General features: G+C 49.1%; 24 protein-coding genes and 1 other annotated feature. Of the genes, 12 read left to right on the forward strand and 12 right to left on the reverse strand.

The annotated features are described in order from the left end of the window. Window positions 1-370 precede the first annotated feature (370 nt). The 7 genes from C7R93_RS14570 (at window position 371) to C7R93_RS14600 (ending at window position 7,996) form a co-directional block, all read left to right on the forward strand. The gene (locus C7R93_RS14570; protein ID WP_106839489.1) at window positions 371-808 is read left to right on the forward strand and encodes an RrF2 family transcriptional regulator; all 438 of its coding nucleotides are present in this window, start codon (window positions 371-373) and stop codon (window positions 806-808) included. 62 nt (window positions 809-870) lie between these two features. Continuing rightward, the gene (locus C7R93_RS14575; protein WP_106839490.1) at window positions 871-1,260 is read left to right on the forward strand and encodes an IDEAL domain-containing protein; all 390 of its coding nucleotides are present in this window, start codon (window positions 871-873) and stop codon (window positions 1,258-1,260) included. Window positions 1,261-1,289: 29 nt separating this feature from the next. Continuing rightward, complete coding sequence (locus C7R93_RS14580; protein ID WP_106839491.1) at window positions 1,290-1,853, forward strand: thioredoxin family protein; 564 nt, start codon at window positions 1,290-1,292, stop codon at window positions 1,851-1,853. A gap of 31 nt (window positions 1,854-1,884) precedes the next feature. After that, entirely contained in the window at window positions 1,885-3,090 is a 1,206-nt protein-coding gene (locus C7R93_RS14585) for an MFS transporter (protein ID WP_106839492.1), read from the forward strand. Between the two features lie 55 nt (window positions 3,091-3,145). Then, window positions 3,146-3,405 (forward strand) — a binding site (T-box leader). 69 nt (window positions 3,406-3,474) lie between these two features. After that, window positions 3,475-6,555: an isoleucine--tRNA ligase gene (ileS, locus tag C7R93_RS14590; RefSeq protein ID WP_106839493.1), complete on the forward strand. Its 3,081-nt coding sequence runs from the start codon at window positions 3,475-3,477 to the stop codon at window positions 6,553-6,555. Window positions 6,556-6,624: 69 nt separating this feature from the next. Then, a complete protein-coding gene (locus tag C7R93_RS29945; RefSeq protein WP_146142428.1) occupies window positions 6,625-7,131 on the forward strand; it encodes an efflux RND transporter permease subunit in 507 nt (168 codons plus the stop codon). Next, window positions 7,022-7,996 (forward strand): Gfo/Idh/MocA family protein, encoded by a 975-nt coding sequence (locus C7R93_RS14600; RefSeq protein ID WP_106839745.1) that lies wholly within the window; start codon window positions 7,022-7,024, stop codon window positions 7,994-7,996. Before C7R93_RS29945 ends, C7R93_RS14600 begins: the two co-directional genes overlap by 110 nt. A gap of 79 nt (window positions 7,997-8,075) precedes the next feature. Here the strand turns inward: C7R93_RS14600 and C7R93_RS14605 are convergent, their stop codons facing one another. Further along, window positions 8,076-8,666 carry a TetR/AcrR family transcriptional regulator gene (locus C7R93_RS14605; RefSeq protein WP_106839494.1) on the reverse strand — a complete coding sequence of 197 codons (591 nt, stop codon included), beginning with the start codon at window positions 8,664-8,666 and terminating at the stop codon, window positions 8,076-8,078. A 150-nt stretch (window positions 8,667-8,816) separates the two neighbouring features. Between C7R93_RS14605 and C7R93_RS14610 the strand changes: the two genes are divergently transcribed. Continuing rightward, window positions 8,817-9,455, forward strand: coding sequence for a DUF2306 domain-containing protein (locus C7R93_RS14610; RefSeq protein ID WP_106839495.1), 639 nt, complete (start codon window positions 8,817-8,819; stop codon window positions 9,453-9,455). A 93-nt stretch (window positions 9,456-9,548) separates the two neighbouring features. Here the strand turns inward: C7R93_RS14610 and C7R93_RS14615 are convergent, their stop codons facing one another. After that, window positions 9,549-10,442 carry a LysR family transcriptional regulator gene (locus tag C7R93_RS14615; RefSeq protein ID WP_106839496.1) on the reverse strand — a complete coding sequence of 298 codons (894 nt, stop codon included), beginning with the start codon at window positions 10,440-10,442 and terminating at the stop codon, window positions 9,549-9,551. A 245-nt stretch (window positions 10,443-10,687) separates the two neighbouring features. Here C7R93_RS14615 and C7R93_RS14620 point away from each other — a divergent pair, with 245 nt between their 5' ends. The 3 genes from C7R93_RS14620 to C7R93_RS14630 all read left to right on the forward strand — a co-directional run bounded on the left by C7R93_RS14620 (window position 10,688) and on the right by C7R93_RS14630 (window position 13,599). Then, window positions 10,688-11,623: a dipeptidase gene (locus C7R93_RS14620; protein ID WP_106839497.1), complete on the forward strand. Its 936-nt coding sequence runs from the start codon at window positions 10,688-10,690 to the stop codon at window positions 11,621-11,623. Window positions 11,624-11,658: 35 nt separating this feature from the next. Beyond that, window positions 11,659-12,717: a DmpA family aminopeptidase gene (locus C7R93_RS14625; protein ID WP_106839498.1), complete on the forward strand. Its 1,059-nt coding sequence runs from the start codon at window positions 11,659-11,661 to the stop codon at window positions 12,715-12,717. 72 nt (window positions 12,718-12,789) lie between these two features. Then, window positions 12,790-13,599 (forward strand): alpha/beta fold hydrolase, encoded by an 810-nt coding sequence (locus tag C7R93_RS14630; RefSeq protein ID WP_106839499.1) that lies wholly within the window; start codon window positions 12,790-12,792, stop codon window positions 13,597-13,599. Between the two features lie 103 nt (window positions 13,600-13,702). On the opposite strand, the gene C7R93_RS14635 is transcribed toward C7R93_RS14630, so the two are convergent. From C7R93_RS14635 to nikC, 10 genes are all read right to left on the reverse strand, one after another. Continuing rightward, on the reverse strand, window positions 13,703-14,581 hold the full coding sequence (locus C7R93_RS14635) for a phosphotransferase family protein (RefSeq protein WP_106839500.1): 879 nt from the start codon (window positions 14,579-14,581) through the stop codon (window positions 13,703-13,705). Between the two features lie 71 nt (window positions 14,582-14,652). Next, a complete protein-coding gene (locus tag C7R93_RS14640; protein WP_106839501.1) occupies window positions 14,653-15,099 on the reverse strand; it encodes a hypothetical protein in 447 nt (148 codons plus the stop codon). A 132-nt stretch (window positions 15,100-15,231) separates the two neighbouring features. Next, window positions 15,232-16,128 carry a DMT family transporter gene (locus C7R93_RS14645; RefSeq protein WP_106839502.1) on the reverse strand — a complete coding sequence of 299 codons (897 nt, stop codon included), beginning with the start codon at window positions 16,126-16,128 and terminating at the stop codon, window positions 15,232-15,234. A gap of 22 nt (window positions 16,129-16,150) precedes the next feature. Then, complete coding sequence (locus C7R93_RS14650; protein WP_106839503.1) at window positions 16,151-17,479, reverse strand: sodium:solute symporter family transporter; 1,329 nt, start codon at window positions 17,477-17,479, stop codon at window positions 16,151-16,153. Then, window positions 17,476-18,180: a response regulator transcription factor gene (locus tag C7R93_RS14655; RefSeq protein WP_012685281.1), complete on the reverse strand. Its 705-nt coding sequence runs from the start codon at window positions 18,178-18,180 to the stop codon at window positions 17,476-17,478. Before C7R93_RS14655 ends, C7R93_RS14650 begins: the two co-directional genes overlap by 4 nt. A 4-nt stretch (window positions 18,181-18,184) precedes the next feature. Beyond that, entirely contained in the window at window positions 18,185-18,973 is a 789-nt protein-coding gene (locus C7R93_RS14660; RefSeq protein ID WP_106839504.1) for a sensor histidine kinase, read from the reverse strand. A gap of 93 nt (window positions 18,974-19,066) precedes the next feature. Then, entirely contained in the window at window positions 19,067-20,062 is a 996-nt protein-coding gene (locus tag C7R93_RS14665; RefSeq protein ID WP_106839505.1) for an ABC transporter ATP-binding protein, read from the reverse strand. Window positions 20,063-20,064: 2 nt separating this feature from the next. Beyond that, on the reverse strand, window positions 20,065-21,087 hold the full coding sequence (locus C7R93_RS14670; protein ID WP_106839506.1) for an ABC transporter ATP-binding protein: 1,023 nt from the start codon (window positions 21,085-21,087) through the stop codon (window positions 20,065-20,067). 12 nt (window positions 21,088-21,099) lie between these two features. Then, window positions 21,100-22,020 (reverse strand): nickel ABC transporter permease, encoded by a 921-nt coding sequence (gene nikB, locus C7R93_RS14675; protein ID WP_106839507.1) that lies wholly within the window; start codon window positions 22,018-22,020, stop codon window positions 21,100-21,102. A gap of 13 nt (window positions 22,021-22,033) precedes the next feature. After that, window positions 22,034-22,933: a nickel transporter permease gene (gene nikC / locus C7R93_RS14680; protein ID WP_106839508.1), complete on the reverse strand. Its 900-nt coding sequence runs from the start codon at window positions 22,931-22,933 to the stop codon at window positions 22,034-22,036. Between the two features lie 180 nt (window positions 22,934-23,113). Between nikC and C7R93_RS14685 the strand changes: the two genes are divergently transcribed. Next, entirely contained in the window at window positions 23,114-24,355 is a 1,242-nt protein-coding gene (locus C7R93_RS14685) for an amidohydrolase (protein WP_106839509.1), read from the forward strand. Window position 24,356 lies beyond the last annotated feature (1 nt).

Genomic DNA, 24,356 nt, shown 5'->3' on the forward strand with positions numbered 1-24,356 from the left:
AATTTTTCATCAAACACTGGGGAAGCCCGCAATCACCACCAACGATAACCTGCACGCCAAATCAAACCAGAAATCCCACTCATCGCAGACAACGGCATTCCAATCCGCGATTCTTTTCATAAAGTGTCTTTTTATAAAGCCCCGCAAAAGCATCAGCTGTCCGAAAAGCGCAGGTACATGTTTGGAAGGAGACCGCCCGAACGCAGTGAGGAAAAAGGCGACTGGAAAACATGTGCCTGCGCTTCCCCCTCGACCACCTTAGTATGAAAACCTCACGGTTTTAAAAACAGTTTCTCCCCACACAATTGTTGACTTTCCTAACTGTACGAATTATTATTACAGTACTCTTCGCAAGGAGGCCGTCTGTGACGTGAATAGTGAATTTACCATTGCTGTTCACAGCTTGGCTTTGTTGGCTCATATTCCAGAGCATATGGCAAGCAGTGAGCTCATCGCAAAAAATGTATGCACCAATCCTGCTCGCATTCGCAAAATCATGAGCATCCTGCGCAAAAACGGATTCGTGAAGACAAAAGAGGGAATTGGCGGCGGTTATATACTGGCTTGTGACCCGAATGAGGTCACCTTGGCCGAGATTCATCGTTCGATCTCGAATGGTACGCTGAAGCCCCACTGGTGTTCGGGAGATCCGCAAGAAGCTTGTCAGGTTTCTGCGAATATGCACGGAGTCATGGATCAGATTTTTACCGAAGCAGAGATGTACTTCACGAAGTATTTGGAACAAATCACGATCCAGACCGTATTAGATAAAGTTCGTCAAGGATGTCAGGAGAGTTCGCAACAGTAACCATACAAATTTTTAACATGGAAACTGTAATAATTTCCATTACAATTAGGAGGTGCACGAGAATGAATCGAGATGAGTTGTTGGAAGTCGGAGAATGGGTACTGGGCAAAACCAAATTCGGCGAGTTAGTTCAAGGCTTCGTCGAAACAGATGATTCATTGCGAGGTACCGCAAAAGTATATGTGGTTCAATGCGACAACGAAGAGACGATCGGCAAGCTGGTTGTCATTCCGAGACAGTGGATGGAACGCCTTCCAGTAGGTTCCTTTGATGATGAAGAGCACGTGCATGATTTGATCGATCTCGCCCTCGCAACCAAAGATAGAGAGTGGTTTATGGACCTGACTGCCAAGGCGAGCACCATGAAACAGACGTCAGGGAAAGAAGCCCGCAAAACAAGAAGTTCTTCCATTCGCAATCGTTTGGGAACTTCCGCCATTTGGGAGCAATAATTTTTCACTATATAGGAGGAGTACGGAATATGTCTAACGTGAATCAGAACAGTTGGTTTGAAAAAGGAATGAGCTTTGCTGCGTACAAAGAAAGCATGAACGTAAACAAAGAAGAGCTGTCCCGCGTATACGATCAGCTCACATTTACTGACGACGATCAGGCGTTCTTTGGTGATCTCTCCCAGCGCAATTGGAAAGGGGTCGTGCTGACCGCAGATTGGTGTGGGGATGCTTCCTTGTGCGTTCCTGTCATTCAGCGAATGACCGAGGAAAGCAACATCGAATTGCGTTTTCTCATCCGCGACGAAAATCTGGAGTTGATGGATCAATACCTGACCAATGGCACAGCACGTGCGATCCCGATCTTTATTTTCCTCGACCAGGATGGCTACGAGGCCAGAGTTTGGGGACCGCGTTCACCAGAAGTACAGGAAATGATTACGACTGCCCGTGCAGGATTGCCGGCTGCAGACGCTCCAGATTTTGAGGAAAAGCAAAAGGAGTTGTACCGCAACTTCAAGCAAAAGATATCTACAGACCCTGCCATTTGGCGCACGGTGATTGAGAGTGTGAAAGCGAAGCTGCAAGGCTAAAGAGAAAAATCTATAGGATAGGACTGGATAAATGAATATGAATACACAAGAGAATAGTCAGCGACCGATTCTCTTTCTGATGATCAACATGTTTATTGCCATGTTGGGAATTGGCTTGATTATTCCGATTTTGCCCGAGTTTCTAAAAGAGTTTGGCGCGGGTGGAGAGACAGCTGGATACTTGGTGGCGGCCTTTGGTGTGACCCAATTTCTTTTTTCTCCAATTGCGGGGGAATGGTCGGATAAGTACGGTCGAAAAATCATGATTGTATCAGGTCTCGTCTTGTTTACGATCTCCAATCTGGTTTTTGCCTTGGCTGAACAGACATGGGTGCTCTACCTTTCTCGTCTGATCGGTGGGATTGGGGCAGCAGCGATGATTCCGTCCATGCTGGCGTATGTAGCAGACATCACGACTGAGGACAAACGTGGAAAAGGTCTGGGGATGCTGGGAGCCGCCATGTCGCTCGGATTTGTTATCGGGCCTGGAATTGGCGGATTTTTGGCGGAGCTTGGCTTACGTATGCCGTTCTATATTTCTGCGGCAGTTGGTGCCGTAGCTACCATTGGTTCCATGCTTTTCTTGCAAGAGTCGCTCTCCAAAGAGAAGCAGCTCGCAGCACGTAACGCCAAAGAGAAGCAGGAAAACATCTTCGTCCAACTCGGCAAGTCGTTTCAATCGTCGTACTTCATCATGCTGGTGCTGATCTTTACGATGACATTTGGCTTGGCGAACTTCGAAGTTATCTTCCCGCTGTTCGTCGATGCGAAGTTCGCTTATACTCCGCGTGATATTTCCATCATTATCACAGTGGGAGCACTTGCTGGTACGATTGTGCAGGGAGCGCTGATCGGCAAGCTCATTACTCGTTTTGGAGAGAAGAAGCTCATTAACGTGACGTTCTTCTTGTCTGCGGTATCGATGGTGATGATGCTATTGTCCGGTAACTTCTGGTATATGCTGATTATGACGGTTATCTTCTTTACCCTGACGTCAATTATGCGTCCGGCGATCAACACGCTGATCTCCAAGCGAGCAGGAGATGAACAGGGCTTCGTAGCAGGGATGAACAATGCCTATATGAGTCTGGGGAATATTTTTGGCCCAGCAGTAGCGGGTACGTTGTACGGGGTGCATTTGAACGCACCGTATTTGTTCGGCGCGATTATCCTGATTCTCAGCTTGTTCTTGTCGCAGGTCGAAAGCCGTCGCAGCGTGAAGCGCGCCGTGGCCTAACCCTTGACATTTTTTTGAAACCAGTGTAAAAAGTAAAGAAACAAGAATAACACCAACAAATTCATTGACGAGAAAGAGTACGCTAATCCCCTTGTTCCCCAGAGAGTTGGCCTTAGTGCTGAAAGCCAACGTTCAAGACTTAGCCGAAAATCCTCTCCGAGAAGGAAAGCTGAAGATGTATGGAGTAAGCTGACCCGGAATCCCACCGTTATAAGGGACGCGTATGATGGTACGTAGTAGAGGTGCCGAAATGACATGCTTGCATGAAGTTTTCGGAACAAGGGTGGTATCGCGAGATCAAATCTCGTCCCTTAGGGGGCGGGATTTTTTTGCGTTCTATGAACCTACACTTCTACGCAAACTACAGAAGAAGGAGTGTACATGATGAGGAAAGTAGACGTAAAAGAAAAAGCAAGGACACGAGAGTTACGCGTTCTGGATCAGTGGAGGGAAGACGACACATTCCGCAAGTCAATGGACAATCAGCGAGGGAAGCCGAATTTCGTCTTTTATGAAGGACCGCCGACCGCTAATGGACAACCGCATATCGGCCACGTGCTCGGACGGGTCATCAAGGATTTTATCGGACGCTACAAAACGATGTCTGGCTACCGCGTTGTCCGCAAAGCAGGCTGGGATACGCATGGTCTCCCGGTAGAGCTTGGGGTGGAGAAGCGGCTCGGCATTTCCGGCAAGCAGGAGATCGAAAACTACGGAGTGGCCAAGTTCGTTGAGGAGTGCAAAAGTAGCGTATTCGAGTACGAAAAACAATGGCGCGAGCTGACGGAAGGGATTGCTTACTGGACAGATATGGAGCATCCATATGTCACCTTGACCAACGACTACATCGAAAGCGTCTGGCACATCCTTTCTGAAATTCATAAAAAAGAACTGCTGTACAAAGGTCATCGGGTCAGTCCGTATTGCCCGGATTGCCAGACAACGCTCAGCTCCCATGAAGTGGCGCAAGGCTATGAAGACGTGAAGGACTTGAGTGCGACCGTCAAATTCAAAAGCAAGACAAGCGATGACATCTTCCTCGCGTGGACGACGACACCATGGACACTTCCAGCCAACGTGGCTTTGGCTGTTAACAAAGAGCTCGATTACGTGCGGGTCAAGCACAAGGATGAAGTGTACGTCGTAGCCAAAAATCTCGCGGAGAAAGTATTTAAGGAAGACTACGAGATTTTGTCCACGCACAAAGGTGCAGAATTCGTCGGTACCCCGTATGAGCCGCCTTTTGGCTATATCACGGTAAACCATGGGCATGTCGTCGTCGATGCGGACTATGTCAGTGATACGAGCGGAACGGGCATCGTGCATACAGCGCCAGCGCACGGGGAGGATGACTATCGCACAACCCGTCAGCATGGACTTGATTTCGTGAATGTCGTGAATTTGGCTGGCCGCTATACCGATCTAATTGCGGATTTCGCGGGACGCTTCGTCAAGGATTGCGACGTCGATATCGTAAAAGACCTGTCGCATCGTGGTCTGCTGTTTTCCAAGGAGCGCTACGAGCACAGCTATCCGTTTTGCTGGCGCTGCAAATCGCCGCTGCTCTACTACGCGATGGAGAGCTGGTTCATCAAAACGACAGCGATCAAGGATCAGCTAATCGAAAACAACAGCAAGATCGACTGGTATCCAGGTCATTTGCGCGAAGGACGCTTCGGGAAATTCCTCGAAGAGCTCGTAGACTGGAATATCAGCCGCAATCGGTACTGGGGGACGCCGCTCAACATCTGGCTTTGTCAGGATTGTGGCTCTGAATACGCACCAGGCAGTGTAAAAGATTTGCGCGAAAAGTCTGTGGCGCCAATCGACGAGAGCCTGGAGCTGCACAAGCCATTTGTGGATGATGTGAAGCTGCGCTGCTCATGCGGCGGTACGATGGAGCGAACTCCTGAGGTCATTGATGTGTGGTTCGACAGCGGTTCGATGCCGTTTGCCCAGTATCATCATCCATTTGGCGATGAAAAGGTATTCCAGGAGCAGTACCCTGCCGATATCATTTCGGAAGGAATCGATCAGACGCGGGGCTGGTTTTTCAGCCTGTTGGCGGTATCCACGCTCTATAACGGAAAAGCGCCGTACAAGGCGGTCATCTCAACTGGGCACGTATTGGATGAGCACGGTCAGAAGATGTCCAAAAGCAAAGGAAACGGGATTGATCCGTGGGAGGTTATCGAGGAATTCGGAGCGGATGCGTTCCGTTGGGCGCTCTTGTCTGACAGCGCACCGTGGAGCAGCAAGCGGTTCTCTAAGCGGATCGTCGCCGAGGCGAAGTACAAGGTGATCGATACGATCCACAACACCCATGCTTTTTATTCGTTGTATGCCTTGATCGATACATTCAAGCCAGAAGAGCATCTGATGCAAGCGCCTGTGAACGAATTGGATCGCTGGATACTTTCCCGCTTGAATACTACCTTGCAGCATGTGGTTAAAGGTCTGGAAACCTACGATTTCATGAATCCGGCGAGGTATATCGAAGCGTTCGTCGATGAGCTGAGCAACTGGTACATCCGTCGTTCACGTGATCGTTTCTGGAGCAGCGGGATGACACCTGACAAAGTGTCTGCTTACCAGACTCTGCGGGAAGTGTTGCTGACGCTGGCGAAGATGATCGCACCGTACGCGCCGTTGATCGCAGAAGATATGTATGGCAATCTGGGTGGAGAAGGCAGTGTACATTTGACGGACTATCCGAACGTGAACACAGAAGCAATCGACGAAAACCTTGAGCGAGACATGGAAACGGCTCGTCACATCGTGGAGCTGGCGCGAAATGTCCGAAACGAAACCGGACTCAAGACCAGACAGCCTCTTTCCGAGCTAATCGTATCGATGGAGCAGCCATTTAACCTCGTGCGTTTTGCTGGCATTATCCAAGATGAGATCAATGTGAAAAACATTCGGGTGGAGCAAAGCGACAGCAGCTTCGTGACGTATCATTTCAAGCTCAACTTGAAGGTAGCCGGGAAAAAATACGGCAAGCTCGTTGGGGCAATCCAAGGGTTTTTAAAAGAATTGAATGCTACAGATTCACAGAAAGCAGTGGATAATGGCTACTTGGATGTGGAGGTCGCAGGCGACAGCGTGCGCCTTACGCTAGATGAACTTCTCGTGGAAAAGCAAGGGAAGCAGGGCTTCTCTGCTGCATCCGGCTACCAACTTCATGTGGCTTTGAATACGACACTCACAGAAGAGCTTGAGCAAGAAGGCTTGGTTCGTGAAGTCATCCGCGTCATTCAGGACGCACGCAAAAAGCTGGATTTGCCCATCGATAAACGAGTCCAGCTCACACTGGATGTGGACGATGAGCTGCGAGTGGCATTGGAGCGTTTTGATCACGTTTTACGGGAGAGTGTGCTAGTTTCGGACGTGTCTTTTGCGAAAGCAGCGGATATGGAGATGGTTTCGTTCGGAGATAAAACGTTTGGCTTGCACATCGGATAACTTGCGGTTGGATTCATAAGCAGCTAGGGAAACACGGCTTGTACCACGGTTCCCTAGCTGTTTTTTTCTATGTCGTATCAACGGAGTATCAGTCATGTAAGATCTCTGGGTCAAACCAAACGTCTTCATAACCGCCCGCTGGCGGGGAAAGCACGTTTCCGTCCGATTTTGCTGACGACATTTGCCGCAGTAGTCGGTCTGTCACCAATGGCGATTAAGGGAAGCGTGCTGTTTCAGCCGCTCGCCATTACGATCATTTCAGGTTTGCTGTTCTCGATGCTGCTCACGCTGATCGTCGTTCCCTCTCTCTATACAGTCGTAGCGATCCCAAAAGGAGAAGAAACGGGCAAAAAAGGAAGCACAGAATCCGTTGTCAATCTAAGCTTTTTAGAAGGAATGTTCAGATCAATGGAGAAAGGGGTAGGGGCACGAAGACGAACATTCACCAGGAAGCGAGGAAATGCAGATGGACCAAGTGAAATGGAACGTTGGGGTGATTGGCGCAGGCGTCATGGGCGAGCGAATGATGAACGCCATCCGTACCCACGAAAAATTTCGAGTAGCCGCAGTGAGTGATGTATCTGCGGAAAGAGCACAGGAAGCCGCGCAAAAGTCCGGCGATGTGCCTTGGTACACAGATTATAAGGAATTATTGAAAAAAGTAGAGCTGGACGTCATTTATTTAGCGGTTCCTCCCAAATTCCATCACGCAATTGCCCTGGATGTACTGGCGAACAAAAAGCATTTGCTCTGCGAAAAGCCGTTGGCTAATTCGTTGACAGAGGCGCAAGAAATGTTGGAAGCAGCGAACGACGCAGGAGTTGTCCATGCGATGAACTTCCCGCTCTATTATCAAGGCATTTTTCCTGAGCTCTCCCGCAGACTCGAAGAAATCGGGGATATCCGCCGCATCGATATCCTGACGCATTTTCACCAGTGGCCGCGTCCATGGCAGCAAACACCTTGGTTGGCTGGTCGTGAGCAAGGCGGTTTCATCCGTGAAGTGCTGCCTCATTTCACTCACTTGACTTATGCGCTCTTCGGCGATCTACACGTGGTTCGCTCAGAGGTAGATTATCCAGCAGATCATGACCTATGCGAGACGGGTGTATCGGCCTTCCTGCGTCTGACAAATGGTACCCCGGTTACAATCAATGGTTTGGCAGGCATCGCGCATCAGGAGCATTTGGATTATCGCGTGTACGGGTCAAAAGGGACGTTAAGTGTCGTGAACTGGAGCAATCTGTTTGTCGGTGGACACGGCGAAGAGCTCGTCCCGGCTGAAGTTCCACAGCAAGACTGTCTATCCTTGTTGCTAGATGAGCTGTCCATTGCGATTAACGGTGGGGATGCCAGACTGGTTACGTTTGAGACAGGCGTAAAAGTACAGCAAGTGCTGGAAGCATTGCTCGGGCATGAAAAAGTTCACTACATCAAATAAAAATAAGTAGGAAAAGTCCACGAAAAAAGAGCAGTTAGGCAGGGGTATCACATCCTGCGCGACTGCTCTTTTCTGTTTGCTATTGCTTGTATGTTTGTAAAAGCTGCTCAATATGCTTGATGGCAAAATGGACATGCTTGTTATCGCGGGTGAGTCTGCTAGCCATTATTGCCCCCTCAATAAAAGAGAGGATAACCGAAGCGACTGCTTCTGCGTCCATATCGGAGCGAAATTCTCCTTGGGTAATTGCTTCTTTCAGCAAGCCCTGCATGAACGATATTGTCTCTTGGTAAGCGGCGACGGCATAATCGCGAAGAACAGGGAACGAATGGTCGCTTTCGACGGCTGTGTTGAGAAGCGGGCAGCCACCTTGGAGGGGGGGATTGTTTACCGCATCAGAATAAACCTTTGCCATGGCTACGAGTTTTGCAGTTGCCGTGTCCTGTTTTTCCAGTGCAGCTGCAAAATGTTCATGTAACACTTCTCCAGCATATTTGAAGGCCTCTATTGCAATTTCATCTTTACTGGAAAAACCCCGGTAGAGTGCGCCTTTGGTAAGTCCCGTGGCATCCATGATGTCTTGCATGGAGGTTCCTGTATAACCGTTTTGATTAAACAGCTCTGCTGACTTCTGGATAATATGCAGCTTCGTTTTTTCGCCTTTTCGCATCGCGATAGTCCTTTCATTCGGCCAACACGGTCTATATTCGTCCAAGTTATTGTAACATTTCTCTCGTGTACGAAAGAAGACATTCATGTAAAATCTAAAAAAGACCGAACCGTTCGGTCTTAAAAATCAAACAAAGGGTTGTGTGACAGGATGCAGCGTATCAAACCGTATTCGATTGTCATTTTCATTGCTTGTATGGCGATAGCGTATGCCCTCGTGCAAAACTTTATCATCGATCCAGAAGCGAAAGGCTTTCTCAGTCACAAATCTGATTACAACAAAGAGCGAATGAACACATCCATCTGGCTTACGGTCATGTATGTCCATTTGTTTTTTGCCCTGATCGCCTTGGTCTGTGGGGTGGCTAACTTTTCCGACATGCTGCTCGCAAAGAATTGCAAGCTACATAAAGTAACAGGCTATGTTTATCTTTTTAGTGTGTTGGTTGTGGTAGTCACCTCGGGGTATATGGCCCCTTATGTAACAGGCGGAAAAGTGGCGAGTTGGCCATTCCATTTGCTGAACATCATCTGGCCGGCGATCACCATTACGGCGCTCGTCCAAATTAAAAAGCGTCAAGTCATCAAGCATAAGGAATGGATGGTCAGGAGTTTCGTATTCCTGTTCACCAACATGCTGATTCATCTATTGAAGCTAATCTTGGAGAAGGTGGTAGGTTTGCCGTATGAGCTCAGCTACACAATCGGCGTCTATGTCGCCATGATTGGACTTGTCGTCACGGCGGAGATGATCATTCGTACGAAACTGCGTGCACCCAGAAAAGGATGAGAGAGACTCAGCGCTTCCTAAAAAGCTTCGCATCAACCAGCTTCATTGGTTCAGATGTGAAGCTTTTTTAGGAGGTAAGCCCATTGTCCTTTCCTACTGCTGCAAGGCTTTGCTCTGCATCAAAAAATCAATAAACGTACGCATAATCCCGTGAACAGGTGTATCCTTGAGGTAAATCAGCTCAAAGTTCCGGTTGATTTGCGGCAGATTCAGGACGTCTACTTCCTGCAGCTCGCCTTCGCTCAAATCTTTGGAGATCGCAAATCGAGGCAAAAAGGCGATGCCCAGCCTTTGTTTGACCATCCGCTTCACGACCTCGATGTTGTCAGCCTCCATGACGACATTGTTTTGTAGTTGAAAATGGCTGAACGCATTGTTGATCAGCTTCCAGTCTAGCGAGCCCCGGTTGAACAAGATCAGTCGCTCGCGAGCGACATCTTCGATGGAGACCTGATGGCGGAAAGCGAAAGGATGGTCGGGATAAATCGCTAGCACCATGTCATCCGGCATCAGCTGAATCCGGTTAATTTGTGGATGGGTAACGGCACGAGCAATTCCGAAAGACACCTCGTGGTTCAGAACCATATCGAGCACCTGATGGGAATGTCCCGTGAGGATCGTCAGCTTGATTTTGGGGTACAACTGCTGGAATTGCTGGACGAGGTCAGGCAAAATGTAAAAGGCGGAGACAAAAACGGTGGAGATGGTCAATTCTCCCTCTACATCGCCTTGCGAACGCTGAATCGCTTGCTGTCCTTCTTGCAGCATGTGCATGATGTTTTTTGCATAGGGAAGGAACAGATCGCCTTCTTTTGTAAGAGAAATCGTATGACCCGTACGTTGAAACAGCTTGCAGCCCATAGTTGTCTCAAGCGCCTTGATCCGCATGCTGACTGTGGGCTGTGACAGATAGAGCAAATCAGCCGTTTTGCTGAAGCTCCCGGTCAGGGCGACAAAGATGAATGCTTCAATTTGCTCCATATTCATGAGTAATGGCTCCATTATGTGAGTTTTTAACGTGCAGGAAAGATTAAGTGCTTCACAGTGTAAAAGCGATCATGCTTAAACTTTCTGGAAAAACGCGGTGGCTCCTCCTCGAACATGCCTCGATAATGTTTTCTTAAGTGGCTTATAGCAATAATTTATTGGATTCGCTATTAAAAATACATTACCTTAAAATTAACAGAATAGGTAGAGTTCTCAAAGGAAATTAACACAAGGGATGGATACAGATGGCCAAAATGCCGATTATCGATTTGCACTGTGATGCACTGCTGAAAATTTGGGAGAAAAATGGCGCTTTGTCCTTTGCGGATGCGGACGAGCTGGACGTTAACAGGAAACGGCTACACGATGGCGGGGTAAAGCTACAGTGCTATGCCATCTGGACATCACCGGAATTGTCCACGGAGCAACGTTTTCAAAAAGCTTTGGATCAAATTCATTACTTTTATACAGAGGTTCTCGGTAAACATCCAGAAATGAAACAAATCCGTGATTGGAGCGAGCTCGACCGTTTGCAAGAAGGAGAGGTCGGGGCGTTGCTGACATTGGAGGGCGTTGAGCCAATCGGCAACGATTTGAAAAAGCTGCACATTTTGTATCAGTTAGGGGTTCGTTCTGTGGGCCTTACCTGGAACTTCGCGAATCTCGCTGCGGATGGTGCACTGGAACCGAGGAATGCCGGACTGACCACATTTGGCAAGGAAATCATTCAGTTCCACAATGAGCATAAAATGTTGACGGACGTTTCGCATCTAGGAGAGGGCAGCTTCTGGGATACGATTGAGCTCGCCACATACCCGATCGCGAGTCATTCGAATGCAAGAGCGATCTGCGACCATCCACGCAACCTGACGGATGAACAGGCAAAAGCGCTATTTGCCAAAGGCGCGAACGTACATGTTGTCTATTGCACCCAGTTTATCAATGAAACAACACCGACCACGATAGATGATTTGATCAAGCACATCGATCATTTTTGTTCACTCGGTGGCGTGCGCCATATCGGGCTCGGCTCTGACTTCGACGGCATTTCTGCAAAGGTCGTGGGCTTGGAGCATGCAGGTCAGAGCCAAAACCTGATCAACGAGCTGCTCAAGCATTATAAGGAAGAGGAAGTGCGCTGGTTTGCCTATGAAAACTTTCTGCGTAATCGACCTGTATAAGGGAGCGGCATAGCCATACGAAAGGAATGGAACACATGGCGAAAAAAATTCGGCAGCTCGGTGCCACGGTCGGCAAGCTGCCAGTCGGTGAAAAAAACGACATAACGGATGTGGCGGGAGTTCGTGTCGGACATGTAACGATCCAGCATGAGCTGGACGGAGATGATTATGCGTGTACAGGTGTGACGGCGATATTGCCACATGGCGGAAGCTTGTTTCGTGAAAAGGTGACGGCAGCCAGCTATGTGATCAACGGCTTCGGAAAGACAACGGGACTCGTGCAGGTAAAGGAGCTGGGCGTATTGGAATCGCCGATTATGCTGACCAATACCTTTTCCGTTCCCGCGGTTACACAAGGGACTCTGCAATACATGCTGGATACAAACGAAGAGATCGGAGACACAACCGGGACGATCAACATTGTCGTCGGAGAATGCAATGATGGTCATCTCAATTCCATTCGCCGTTGTGTCGTGTGCCCGGAAGATGCTAGACAAGCGATTCAGAACGCAACGGACCAGGCCGTAGAAGAGGGAGCTGTCGGGGCAGGGACGGGGATGATTGCCTTTGGCTACAAAGGAGGGATCGGTTCGTCTTCGCGCATGGTAGTGGCTGAGGAGAAAGTGTATACATTGGGGGCATTGGTCCTCAGTAACTTCGGTAGCAAGGATGATTTCTTGGGAGCGAATTTGTTCACAAGCTGTAAAAGCAATGAAAATGCAGTAGAGAAGTCCGAGGATGGCTCCATCATTATCGTGCTCGCGACAGATGCGCCTCTCAGTGATCGCCAACTTCTTCGGGTAGCGAAGCGCGCAGGTATTGGCTTGGGACGAACGGGGAGCCATTTTGGGCATGGGAGCGGCGACATTGTCATTGCTTTTTCCACAGCGCATAAAATCCCACATCAGACAACAGCCGTTACGGAAATGCGCCTGCAACTACGCGAGGATCACCCGATCATGAACGAACTGTTTGCTGCTGCGGCAGAAGCGACAGAGGAAGCCATCTACCATTCTCTTTCGCAAGCAGTCACAACAACAGGAAGAAAAGGACGCGTGGTTCATGCGTTTCCAAGTCAGGGCATAGAAGAGTAGTAACATAACCCTACAGCTGGTGACATACCTTGAGTGTAAAGAGGTGCATGGTGTGATACGGGAGGTAGGGTTATGTACATTGAAGTCGAAAAGGGTGTCACGGTTTTCGTCGAAGACCTCAATCCTGGCCCGAATAGCAAAACGATTTTTTTCGTCCACGGCTGGCCGCTCAACCATAACATGTTTTCCTACCAATTTAACGTACTTCCCCAGCAGGGGTTTCGCTGTGTTGCCATGGACATACGGGGCAACGGCCAATCAGACAAACCGTGGAGTGGCTATACGTATGACCGCTTAGCAGATGACATCTATGTCGTTTTGGAAGCATTAAAGATACGGGATGCCGTCTTGCTAGGCTTTTCGGTGGGTGGAGCCATTTCGATTCGGTATATGTCTCGTTATGAGGGGCGTCATATTTCTAAATTAGCGTTAGTGGATGCGGTTTCTCCTTCCTTTGTGAAAATGCCGGGTTCTCCATACGGCGTCTCGAAGGAGCAAGCGGATGGGCTGATCAGTCAGATGTACGCCAATATGCCTGAGTTATTAAACACGGTTTCTTTGCAGTTTTTTAATCGAAATTTAGGGACTGCTACACTCCAGTGGTTTGTCAAAATGGGACTGGACTCCGCTTCCTATGCGCTTATCAAAATCATGCAAGCAGCAGCTAGAGAGAATGTAATCAATGACTTGAGTCAAATCCGGGTGCCAACCGGAATCTTTCATGGGATTCACGATCAATTGATTCCATTCAAAAGCGCCGAGCTCACCCAGCAGCAAATCAAAGGGTCGAGGCTGTTTCCGTTTGAAAACAGTGGACACGGCATGCCGATAGAACAAGCGGATGATTTTAATAAGAAGTTGGTGGAGTTTATTCAATCTTAAAGGGTGAGGAATAAAAAGCCGATATTTCAGCCTTGGGTGCAGGACAACGTGCCTTTTGCCAAAAGTACTTAGTAGAAGGGCTCACACAAGGTGCCGTAAAAGGCTAGATGTAGTCCCGCATGCCAGCTTGGTAGGCTGTCTCATCGTCGTTTTCCAGACCGAACAGCGCTTCCTCCAAGGCAAATGTACTGCGGTAAAATCTCATCCTTGTCATGACCTGCTCAAGCTGGGGGTACACCGGAGTGAAATGCTGCAAAAACGCTTCCCCGTAGCTCGCACAGAGTCCAGCGAGGTCGTATGCAGGATCGCCTACACCAGCGCCGCCAAAGTCGATGATGCCTGTGATGCGTTGTTTTGTCGGGGAGTACAAGATATTGCCTGTACCGAAATCTCCGTGAGTCAAGCAAGGCTGAAAATCAAAGTGGGCGGGGTCACCCAGGTACGTTTCAAAACGCTCTGCCACATCTTTTTTCGCTTGCTCACGCATGGCTGGGAACAACTGCGATACAATCTGTTCATACAGCTCAGTCAACTGCTTGGCCATGTCAAAATCGCCAGGGATAAGCTCCGGGAGCAAGGAGGAGACGGGAAGCTGGTGCAGTTCATGAAGAAATTGTGCCAGCTGGGCAGCGACAGTCGGTACCGAATTTTGAAGAGTGGCAGCTTGGAAAGCTTCTCGAGTAAAAGGCTCACCTTCGAGTAGCGAATATCCGGCAAACACCCGCCCAGGTGTTTCCTCGGCAAAGGCCAAGTAGATCGGAGCCGGAATCGGCAAGGAGAGATATGGTTTTACTGTGCGTAAAATGTTCGTTTCGACCTTCAGTTGCGCGATTCCGGCGGTATATTTCGGGAAGCGAAACACGTATGAGTCATTGACGATGAGCACATCATTGTTTTGGCCCATCTCATTAAAGTAGGCGGAAGTGATGGTCAATTCCGGATACGCTGCTTCAATGTGTTGGATATATGCTTGCTTTGTCATCATGGTTCTCCTTCCATTACCCGCATTTCGAAAAAAGAGCACTCTCCCCTAAGGAAAGTGCTCTTTCGTATTTACGATGCTGCCAGTTCAAATCTGACGAGCGTTTCTTTGGTGTCTGCGAGCTTTTCTAGTTCAACAATTCGCCAATTATGGGAGATTGTCCTGCGCATCCAAGCCAGTGCATCGTCTGGTAAGCGAACGTGGTGCAGTGCTGTTTCCTCGACCTGATAGTCGTGCTCCGCTTGGATGTTGTAGCGTTTGTTCAGCAAAAACTTGATCCCATTAATAGTGGTGAACTTGATTTGGTAGCCTTCGCGAATCGCAGCTTCCAGCGTAGAGGGATCATTTTTGGACAGTTCAAAGAGATGGGTGTAATCGTACTTGCCGCCCTCCACGTCCGAAAAAGGCGCAGGGTCACCTGTTCTCAGCTTGTGGATGATTTCCTCATCGACGAATCCATGGGCACGGGCTGCCTCTAAGAGCATCGTTTCCCACTGGGATAATTTTACGGTAGACATGGACTGTCCCCTCCTCTTATCACGATGTAACGGTACAGACTCGCCCGCCTTTCTTCTAGTATAAAGCAATGAAATTGTACTTCTCAACTACAATTCCGACTGTTTTAGTATGAAAAGTGCGGCGAACTGCTTTCATCGGGATGTAATGGAGGAGAGCTTCTTCTTTTCACGCGGTTCCTTCGATGTTGTGGTCAAGGTCACGCCTGCAATGATGAGAACCGCTCCGAAAAACTGCACAGCTGTGACCGGTTTCGCGAGCAATAATAAGCCAAAAAGCATGGCAATAAACGGTTCCAGATTCGCAAACATCGCGGCTTTGGCGGCGCCTACCTGCTGTAATTGACTGTTCCAGATCAAGGTCACAATGCCGTGCATGACGACAGCGGTGATAAACAAGAGAATCCATGATGAAAGGCTGGTGCTAACTGTAGCCGAAGGGATGTTGATCAGGACAAAAGGCAGCATCGATCCGAAGCCGATCAGATTGGATACGAGCGTCGTCACGAGTGGAGGGAGTCGATGTCCCAACAACCTGACGAGTATGATCGAGGTTGCGAATGTCAGCATCGTCAATACAATCCAGAGGATACCTACATCAAAATGCAGCTCTGCCCCTGTATAAATGACGAATAATACGCCTGATGTACCGATCACCGAACCGATTGCCATGCGGCCGGTCAGTGATTCCTTCAGGAACAAGGCAGCCAACAGAGCTGTCGTGATCGGTGTAAGTGCCAAGATGAGCGCTGAGGTCGTAGGATCTGCTGTAACGAGCCCTTTATAAAAGGACCACTGGTTGATGAACACGCCGACAACTCCCAGTACTGCGAGCAAGAGCCAGTCCGTACGAGTTAGCTTTGGCATTTTCAGACGCCCTCTGGACCAGATGAGTAAAAATAACACAATGAACAAGAGACGCATAGCCGACAAAAAGAGCGGAGAAAACTCGACGACGAGCATTTTCCCGAAGACGAAATTGCTGCCCCAAGCGGTTACGCAAAAAATGAGCAGCAAGTAGGAGCGTAGCATAGGATTCGTTCCTTCCTGTGGGTCAGCGAGTATGATCCGGCATTCGGATGTACCGTTTCCATAGCCAGGTCATGCATAAGTAGGCAGTTAAGACCAGAGCTGTACATAAGGAGGCAATCCAGATTGCCATCATCGGATCGACGTACATCCGGCTACTATAGCCTGCGACGAATCCCATTACTGCGCTGATCAAAATGAAAGTAGGTGCCTTTCCCCTCGTCAACACGATGACGACGACAGGCAAAAATAGTGAGGCATACATAATGCCAAAGAAGAACAGCAAATCCAGCAAGGTCGGCTGGAAGTAAATCGTCAAACCATACGAAAGCGCACCGATGGCAATGGCGAGGATGTAGCCCAAACGAATTTTTTGCCGTTCAGAAGCCTCTGGGCGAAACAGTTGATAGACGTTGTTGACCATCAGGCTGATCATAGAATGAAGACCTGCACCAAATGCGGACATGATCGCACCAAAGGCGCAGAGGACAAATAATACAAGCAATAGCATCGTGTCGATCTTGCGTACGAGATCAAACAACAGCGAGTAAATATCATCAAAGCCGCCCGTAAAAAGGACAATGATGATCAGCGAGGAAAACGCCAGTGGTACGGTGGCAAAAATGAGCCCGGATACCAGAAAGGTAGGAACGATCTTTTTTTCTTCCATCATATAGAGCCGCTGCCACGATGCCTGATCGACAAACACTTGACCAAACCCGATCAACAGCCCAGTAATGATAAAAAAAAGACCCTCGTTATTGTTGAGCACCAGAAGGTAGGGATGGTAAAGGCGCAGTCCGTTATAGACGTGCTCGACACCTTTTCCGACGAAAAAGTAGACGGGAATCAGAATGATGGCCGCAAACGTAATGACAATTTGCACGATGGCAAAACGATGGATCGAACGGATACCTCCGATGCCTGCAAACAGCACACAAAATCCAAAAAAGCAGAGCAAGCCAAGAGGGATTGGTAAGCCAAACAAGATGTTCAGCAAGACGCCCCCAGCCATTCCCTGGACGAACATCGCTTCAATCGTGGTAATCAAAAGGATGATGATCATCAGCCAGTAACCAAAAGGATGCAGCTTGTCCCGCATGTAATCCCCGATGGTCATACCTTCCGATAACTCACGGCGGACTCTTTTCCCAAGCAGGCCAAACATACTGAGGGCAAATGCTCCCATCAAAGCGAAGCCGATCCCGCCAAATATCCCGTATTTGACGAGTGCTTCCGGTGAACCGAAGATCGTGTTTCCGGTCACCCAGCGGGCGAGGATCGAGACGACCCCAAGCCCAATGCCGATCTTTGCTGCACCTACCACGTATTCGCGAAACGATAAGTAGGTCAAGATGCATTCCCCTTGTCCCGGTATTCTTTCGGGGTTTTCCCCACTACCTTGCGAAAAATGGTGCTGAAATAGTGTTGGCTGTTAAAGCCAGTCCGCTCAGCAACTGTCGATATGCTCCAATCAGGATGAGCGATCAGGAACTTCTTCGACATTTGAATGCGGTACTGCATTAAATACTCGGAAAATGAGACGCCCACTTCTTCATGAAAACGGCGGCTCAAATACGTCGGATTGATATGGACCTCTGCGGCAAGATCAGCCAAATTCAGCTTCTCCGCGAATTTTTGATGAATGATGTTCATCGCATCGGAAATAATGCGGGTGTAAGCGGAGAGGGCAGGGCTTTTCTGATATTTTTTCAGAATGTCGACCAGCTCGCTCTCAATGACGGGCTTCGTGATGTAATCCACGACACCGAGGCGGATCGATTGCTTGGCGTAATGAAAATCTTGATAAGCCGTTACAATGATGAGCTCGATGTCTTTGTGCTGGGCTCTCAGCTCTTCGCCAAGCACCAGCCCGGATTTCCCCGGAAGATTAATGTCCAGAAAGGCGAGATGAAGAGGAACCTTCTGGCTGATCGCCATGGCCCTGCTGCCATCTGCGGCCTTGTAGAATTTCCACAAGGGGAACATGGGCTGAATCAAATACTCGAGTTGGTCCAGCTCCAACGGTTCGTCATCCACGAGTAATACGTTCATCTTCTCACCTCAGATCGATTTGTTCATAAGTACAGGGCCACCTGACAGACACAAGAGTTCCTCCCTCAGATATCGGAGCAAGCTCCAGTTGTGCATGATCACCAAAACAAAGGTGGAGCCGCCTGCGGATGTTGTCCAACCCGTGACCGCTCTTCTCATGTGGCTGTTCAGTTTCGATCTCACTTTCATTCTGGAATGCTGTGAGTCCGGAAGAACCGTTGTCGATGACTGTAAGCAGGACATCGTCATTTTTTCGGCTTATGCGGATGTCTAAGGTAGCTTCGCCCATTTTTCGTTCTAATCCATGCTTAAATGCGTTTTCCACAAGCGTCTGCAAGACGAATGGGGGAATGGATGCTTGCAAGAGATCATTTGCACAATCTAGCTGAATCCGGAGTCGATCGCCGAAACGCAGCTTTTGGATTTCCAAATATTGCTCCGTGTACGTAATCTCCCGCGCCAATGAAATCAATGGCTCTGTGGATTTGTATTTGAATTTGAGAAACTGGGAGAGGACCTCGAGCGCTCTCACCAGTTCCTTCGTTCGGTTCAATCGCGCCAGACTCAGAATGACATTTAACGTATTAAACAAGAAGTGAGGCTGGATTTGCTGATTCAACTGATTGTAGAGGGCTTGCTGCAGCTCTTTTTCCAGCTCGATCTTCAGATTCTTGTTTTCTAACAGATCAATCCGTTTCTCGAAAATGAAGAGAAACAATAAAGCAATAGCTCCTATGATAGGAGCCAAAATAAACAGTAGAATGAGCAATGTGAAACCTTCGAAGCTTATCATGAGATCCCTTCTGTATGGATAGATTTTGCAGTTACCATCATATCATGCTGCTTCGTGATCTCTTGCGTTTTTAGAAAATTTTAATCTCTATTACTAGACTTGAACGATGTGGCAGGCGACTTGATGAGTATCGTGTAGACTTGTCAGCCCTGGTACTTCTGTTTTGCAGCGATCAATCGCATACGGGCATCGTGTATGGAAGCGGCAACCCTGTGGCGGATTAATTGGAGAAGGTACATCTCCACGAAGAATGATTCGCTCCTGCTTTTTGCTCATATCCGGCACCGGGATTGCAGACAAGAGTGCCTGCGTGTAAGGGTGCTGCGGGTTGTCGAACAGCGACTTTTTATCCGCGATCTCTACCACTTTACCGAGGTACATCACCATGACGCGATCCGAGATGTGACGAACGACGCCGAGGTCATGGGAGATAAACAAATACGTCAGCTTGAATTGCTTTTGCAACGATTTCAGGAGGTTCAGCACTTGAGCCTGAATGGATACGTCGAGTGCCGATACGGCTTCGTCACAAATGATCAGCTTCGGTTGCATGGCGAGTGCACGCGCTATCCCAATCCGCTGGCGTTGTCCGCCGCTGAATTCATGCGGGAAACGGTCAATTTGATCCGGACGCAAGCCTACATAACCGAGCAGCTCGATAATGCGTTCACGGCGTTGGTGTGCAGGTACAATATTTTGGATCGCCAACGCTTCCCCGAGAATGGCGGATACAGATTGACGCGGGTTGAGCGAAGCAAATGGGTCCTGGAAAATGACCTGCAAATGCTTGCGCATGTCGCGCATTTGCTTCTTGGACATCGCCAGCAGATCTTGTCCTTCGAATAATACCGTTCCGCTCGTTGGTTCATCTAGGCGGAGGATGGCACGACCGGTAGTGGATTTCCCACAACCAGATTCGCCTACAATACTCAGTGTTTCTCCTTCGTTGATCGTGAAGCTGATGTCATCCACGGCTTTTACATGGTTGACGGTACGACCTAATATGCCGCCTTTGATCGGGAAGTGCTGTTTGAGATTTTTTACTTCGAGCAGTGGTTTTTTCGTTGGATTCGCTTGTGTCGTCATCATGGTCATACCCCCACTTCCGTAGCAGTCTTGGTGTCGCCGTCCCACTCAGACGTATACATCCAGCAGCGTACTTTGCTTCCGTCTGCATACTCCAAGAGCTCAGGAAGCTTTGTATTGCACAATTCTGTGGCATGCGGGCAACGTGGAGCAAACCGGCATCCAACTGGCATGTTGAACGGACTGGGAACATTCCCTTTAATGGCTTGCAGCTCTTCCACGTCCTCATCCAGACGGGGGAGGGAGTTCATCAGCCCTACTGTATAGGGATGGCGTGGATTCGCGAACAGGTTTTGTGCAGTCGTGTACTCTACGACTTTCCCTGCGTACATGACCGCAACGCGATCGCATGTTTCAGCAACGACACCAAGATCATGGGTAATCATGATAATGCTCATGCCCATTTCGACTTGCAGCTTTTTCATCAGCTCGAGAATCTGCGCCTGAATGGTAACGTCCAAAGCTGTTGTCGGTTCATCCGCGATCAAAATTTCTGGGCGGCAGGCGAGAGCCATCGCGATCATGACGCGCTGGCGCATACCACCAGACAATTCATGCGGCTCTTGCGTCGCGCGTTTTTCGGGGGAAGGAATACCGACCAGACGCAGCATGTCTACTGCTTTGTCCCACGCTTCCTTGCGTCCCATGTTTTGGTGCAGACGCAATACCTCTGCGATTTGTTCCCCCACCGAATAAACCGGATTAAGCGAGGTCATTGGCTCTTGGAAAATCATCGAAATCTCGTTGCCGCGGATCGTGCGCATGTCTGATTCCGATTTCTTCGTCAGGTCTTGCCCTTTGAAAAGGATTTCTCCTCCTACAATTTTTCCCGGAGGACTGGCAATCAAACGCAGGATGGAGAGGGAAGTGATACTTTTTCCACAGCCCGATTCTCCTACCAGACCTAATGTCTCTCCTCTATTTAGAGAGAAATCAACGCCGTGCACTGCTTTACTGACGCCATCTTCTGTGAAAAAATGCGTTTGCAGATTGCGAACGTCCAGGATGATATCTTGTTGTTCCGGCATGGTGATCCCTCCTTAGTTCAGATCAATTCGTTTATTGAAGTAGCGATACAATACATCGACGAGCAGGTTCACGAACACGAAGATAATGGAAGCGATCAGTACGCCGCCTTGTACGACAGGCAAATCACGCATGCGGATCGCATCGACGATCAAACGACCCAAGCCGTTGATGGCAAATACGGATTCTACGAGAACCGTACCACCCAAAAGGAAACCGAACTGCAAGCCAACGACGGTAATAATCGGGATCAACGCGTTTTTCAGTGCGTGCTTGTAAACGATGACAGATTCTCTCAAGCCTTTTGCTTTTGCTGTGCGGATGTAGTCTTGACGCACGACGTCGAGCATACTGGAGCGAGTCATACGAGCAACGATGGCAGCCCCAGCGGTACCGAGTGTGATCGCTGGCAAAATCATGTGCTTCCAGGTGCCCCAGCCTGCGACAGGGAAGAGTTGCAGTTTGACGGAAAACGTGTAGATCAAGCTCAAGCCGAGCCAAAAGCTTGGCAAGGATACACCGAGCAAAGCAATGACCATGATTGTTATATCAGCAGCAGAGTATTGCTTGGTAGCAGAGATGATACCTGCGATCATTCCGAGTACAACCGTTACAAAAATACTGGCAATGGCGAGTTCGATGGTAGCCGGCAAGCGTGCCATGATCTCATCCCACACGGGGAGATTAGAACGAAGTGATGTACCTAGATCACCTTGGAACACGTTTAAGACATATTGAGCGTACTGAACCATGATGGGTTGATCCAAGCCGAGTTGTGTACGCATTTTTGCAATCGTTTCTGCAGAAGCGCCTTCACCGGCGAGCAATACAGCCGGGTCTCCAGGAACCATTTGCATGATCAAAAAGACGACCAGAATGACACCGAGCAGGACGGGAATCATCTGCAGCAGGCGACGGATAATGTAAACAAACATGAAGCATTCCCTCCTATTGTTTCATTCGTGGATCGAGAGCGTCCCTGAGGCCGTCTCCAAAGATGTTGAAGCCGAGAACAAGAGTTGCAATCGCGAAACCAGGGAACATGGCCAGATGCGGAGCGGTAAACAAGAAGTCGCGTCCGTTACTGAGCATGGCGCCCCACTCCGGCAGAGGCGGCTGTGCTCCCAGTCCAAGGAACGAAAGGCCAGCGGCGGATAGAATCGCGGTAGCTAGACGCATCGTTGCCTGTACGATAATAGGAGACAAAATGTTTGGAAAAATGTGTTTAAAGATAATCGTCAAGTCGTTGGCACCGAGTGAGCGGATCGCATCGATGTATTCCAGCTTTTTTACAGTCAAGGTAGAACCGCGGACGATCCGTGCAAATACAGGAATCGAGAAGATACCAACGGCAATCATGACGTTAAAGAGACTTGGGCCAAGTGCACTTACGATAGCCAGTGAAAGCAGGATTCCCGGGAAGGCGAGCAGTACATCGATAATACGGGAGATGACCGTGTCTACCCAGCCTCCGTAGTAACCGGATAATAAGCCGAGAATAATTCCGAAAAATGCACCAATGAAGACTGCGACAAATCCGACGGACATCGAGAGCTGCGTTCCGTATAAAAGACGGCTCATTACATCCCGACCTTTGTCGTCGGTACCCATCCAGTGTTCAGCAGATGGTGGCTTCAACTTGTTAACCAAGTCAATTTCATATGGATCGTAGGGAGCGATGAATGGTGCCAACAGGGCAATCACGATGTAAAAAATCACGATACAGCCGCCTACCATGGCGAGTTTGTTTTTTCGTAGTTTCCTGTAAAAAGTCCGCCATCTGCTAGGGCGAGCAGCCGCTGCTTTCGGCGGAAGAGCTTGATTGGTTGGTGCAATCTCAACCTTCATGGTGTAACCCCTCCTTTGCTTACGTCAAAGTTATCAGAAAAATGTACGAAGTAAAGGCAATTTGAACAAGTCGTAAAAATAGTGAAAATAGACGTAAAGATTGTGCAAATCAAGTCTTTCGGCTTCTTAGATAATGGGGGAGAAAGGAATGGAGAGAGACAAAGAGAGGGTGGATAATGGATGGGCGTTACCTATTGGTTGACCAATGTTCGTTTGGAGACGGGTTACCGTCGGGAAAACGGTGTCGTCACGGGGACAGAGGCATCCTTGTTTCACATTTTGGTAAAAGACGGAAAATTCGCGCGTATTTTACCGGCGACAGAGAAGCTTACAGACGGTATTTTGCAAAAGGATGCAAAAGGCTTATTGGCACTCCCATCTTTCGTAGAGAAGCATGTTCATTTGGACAAAACGCTTCAGGGAGAACCATGGCGGGCCGTCATTCCTGTGTCCAATATTATTGAGCGCTGCGAAATTGAGAAGCGTACACTGCCGGAATTGCCGACAACCACACAAGAGCGTGCTGAGAATCTGTTGGAGATCCTCTTGTCCTATGGCTCGACACACGTGCGTACACATGTGGACATTTACCCAGAAGTGGGAATCTCCAATTTAGAATCAGTAAAAGCAGCATTAGCAACTTACGCGGATCGGGTCACACATGAGATCGTGGCGTTTCCGCAGCATGGCTTGTTGCGAACGGATGCAAAAGCACTCTTGCGTGAGGCATTGCGTCAAGGGGCGACTCATGTTGGGGGCGTAGACCCAGCTAATGTGGATGGCGATATAGAAGAATCGTTGCACCAAATGATGGAGCTGGCGGTAGAAGCAAACGCAGGGGTGGACTTGCATTTGCATGACCCGGGACATTTGGGAACTTATACGATGAAGCGACTGGCTGCAATGACTGTTGACGCTGGCTGGCAAGGGCGCGTAGCAATCAGCCATGCGTTTGCTCTCGGAGACATTCCTGTACAAGAAGCAGAAGAGATGGCGACGATCCTGCGGGAAGCGGGCATCACAATCATCACCAGCGTGCCGTTTAGCCGCGTCATTCCACCTGTGCAGCTGTTGCACCAAAATGGCGTAGACGTTGCGGTCGGCTGCGACAACATTTTTGATACGTGGCAGCCATACGGAAATGGTGATGTGCTGGAGCGTCTCTGGCGACTGGCTGAACGCAACCGTTGGCTGGATGAGCTGTCCCTATCTCAATCGCTGCGTTTTATCACAGGTGGCAAAACGACGCTGGATGCCAATGGAACACAGCTGTGGCCAGCACAAGGGGAAGACGCTAGCCTGATCCTCGTGGATGCAACCTGCTCAGCAGAAGCGATCGCGCGCCGTGCCAACCGACAGGCAGTATTTTTCAAAGGCAATCTCGCTTCTGGTCAAATGGAAGAAGTGAACGTTACGTTGTAGA

The sequence above is a fragment of the Brevibacillus fortis genome (assembly GCF_003013395.1).
GTDB lineage: Bacteria > Bacillota > Bacilli > Brevibacillales > Brevibacillaceae > Brevibacillus > Brevibacillus fortis.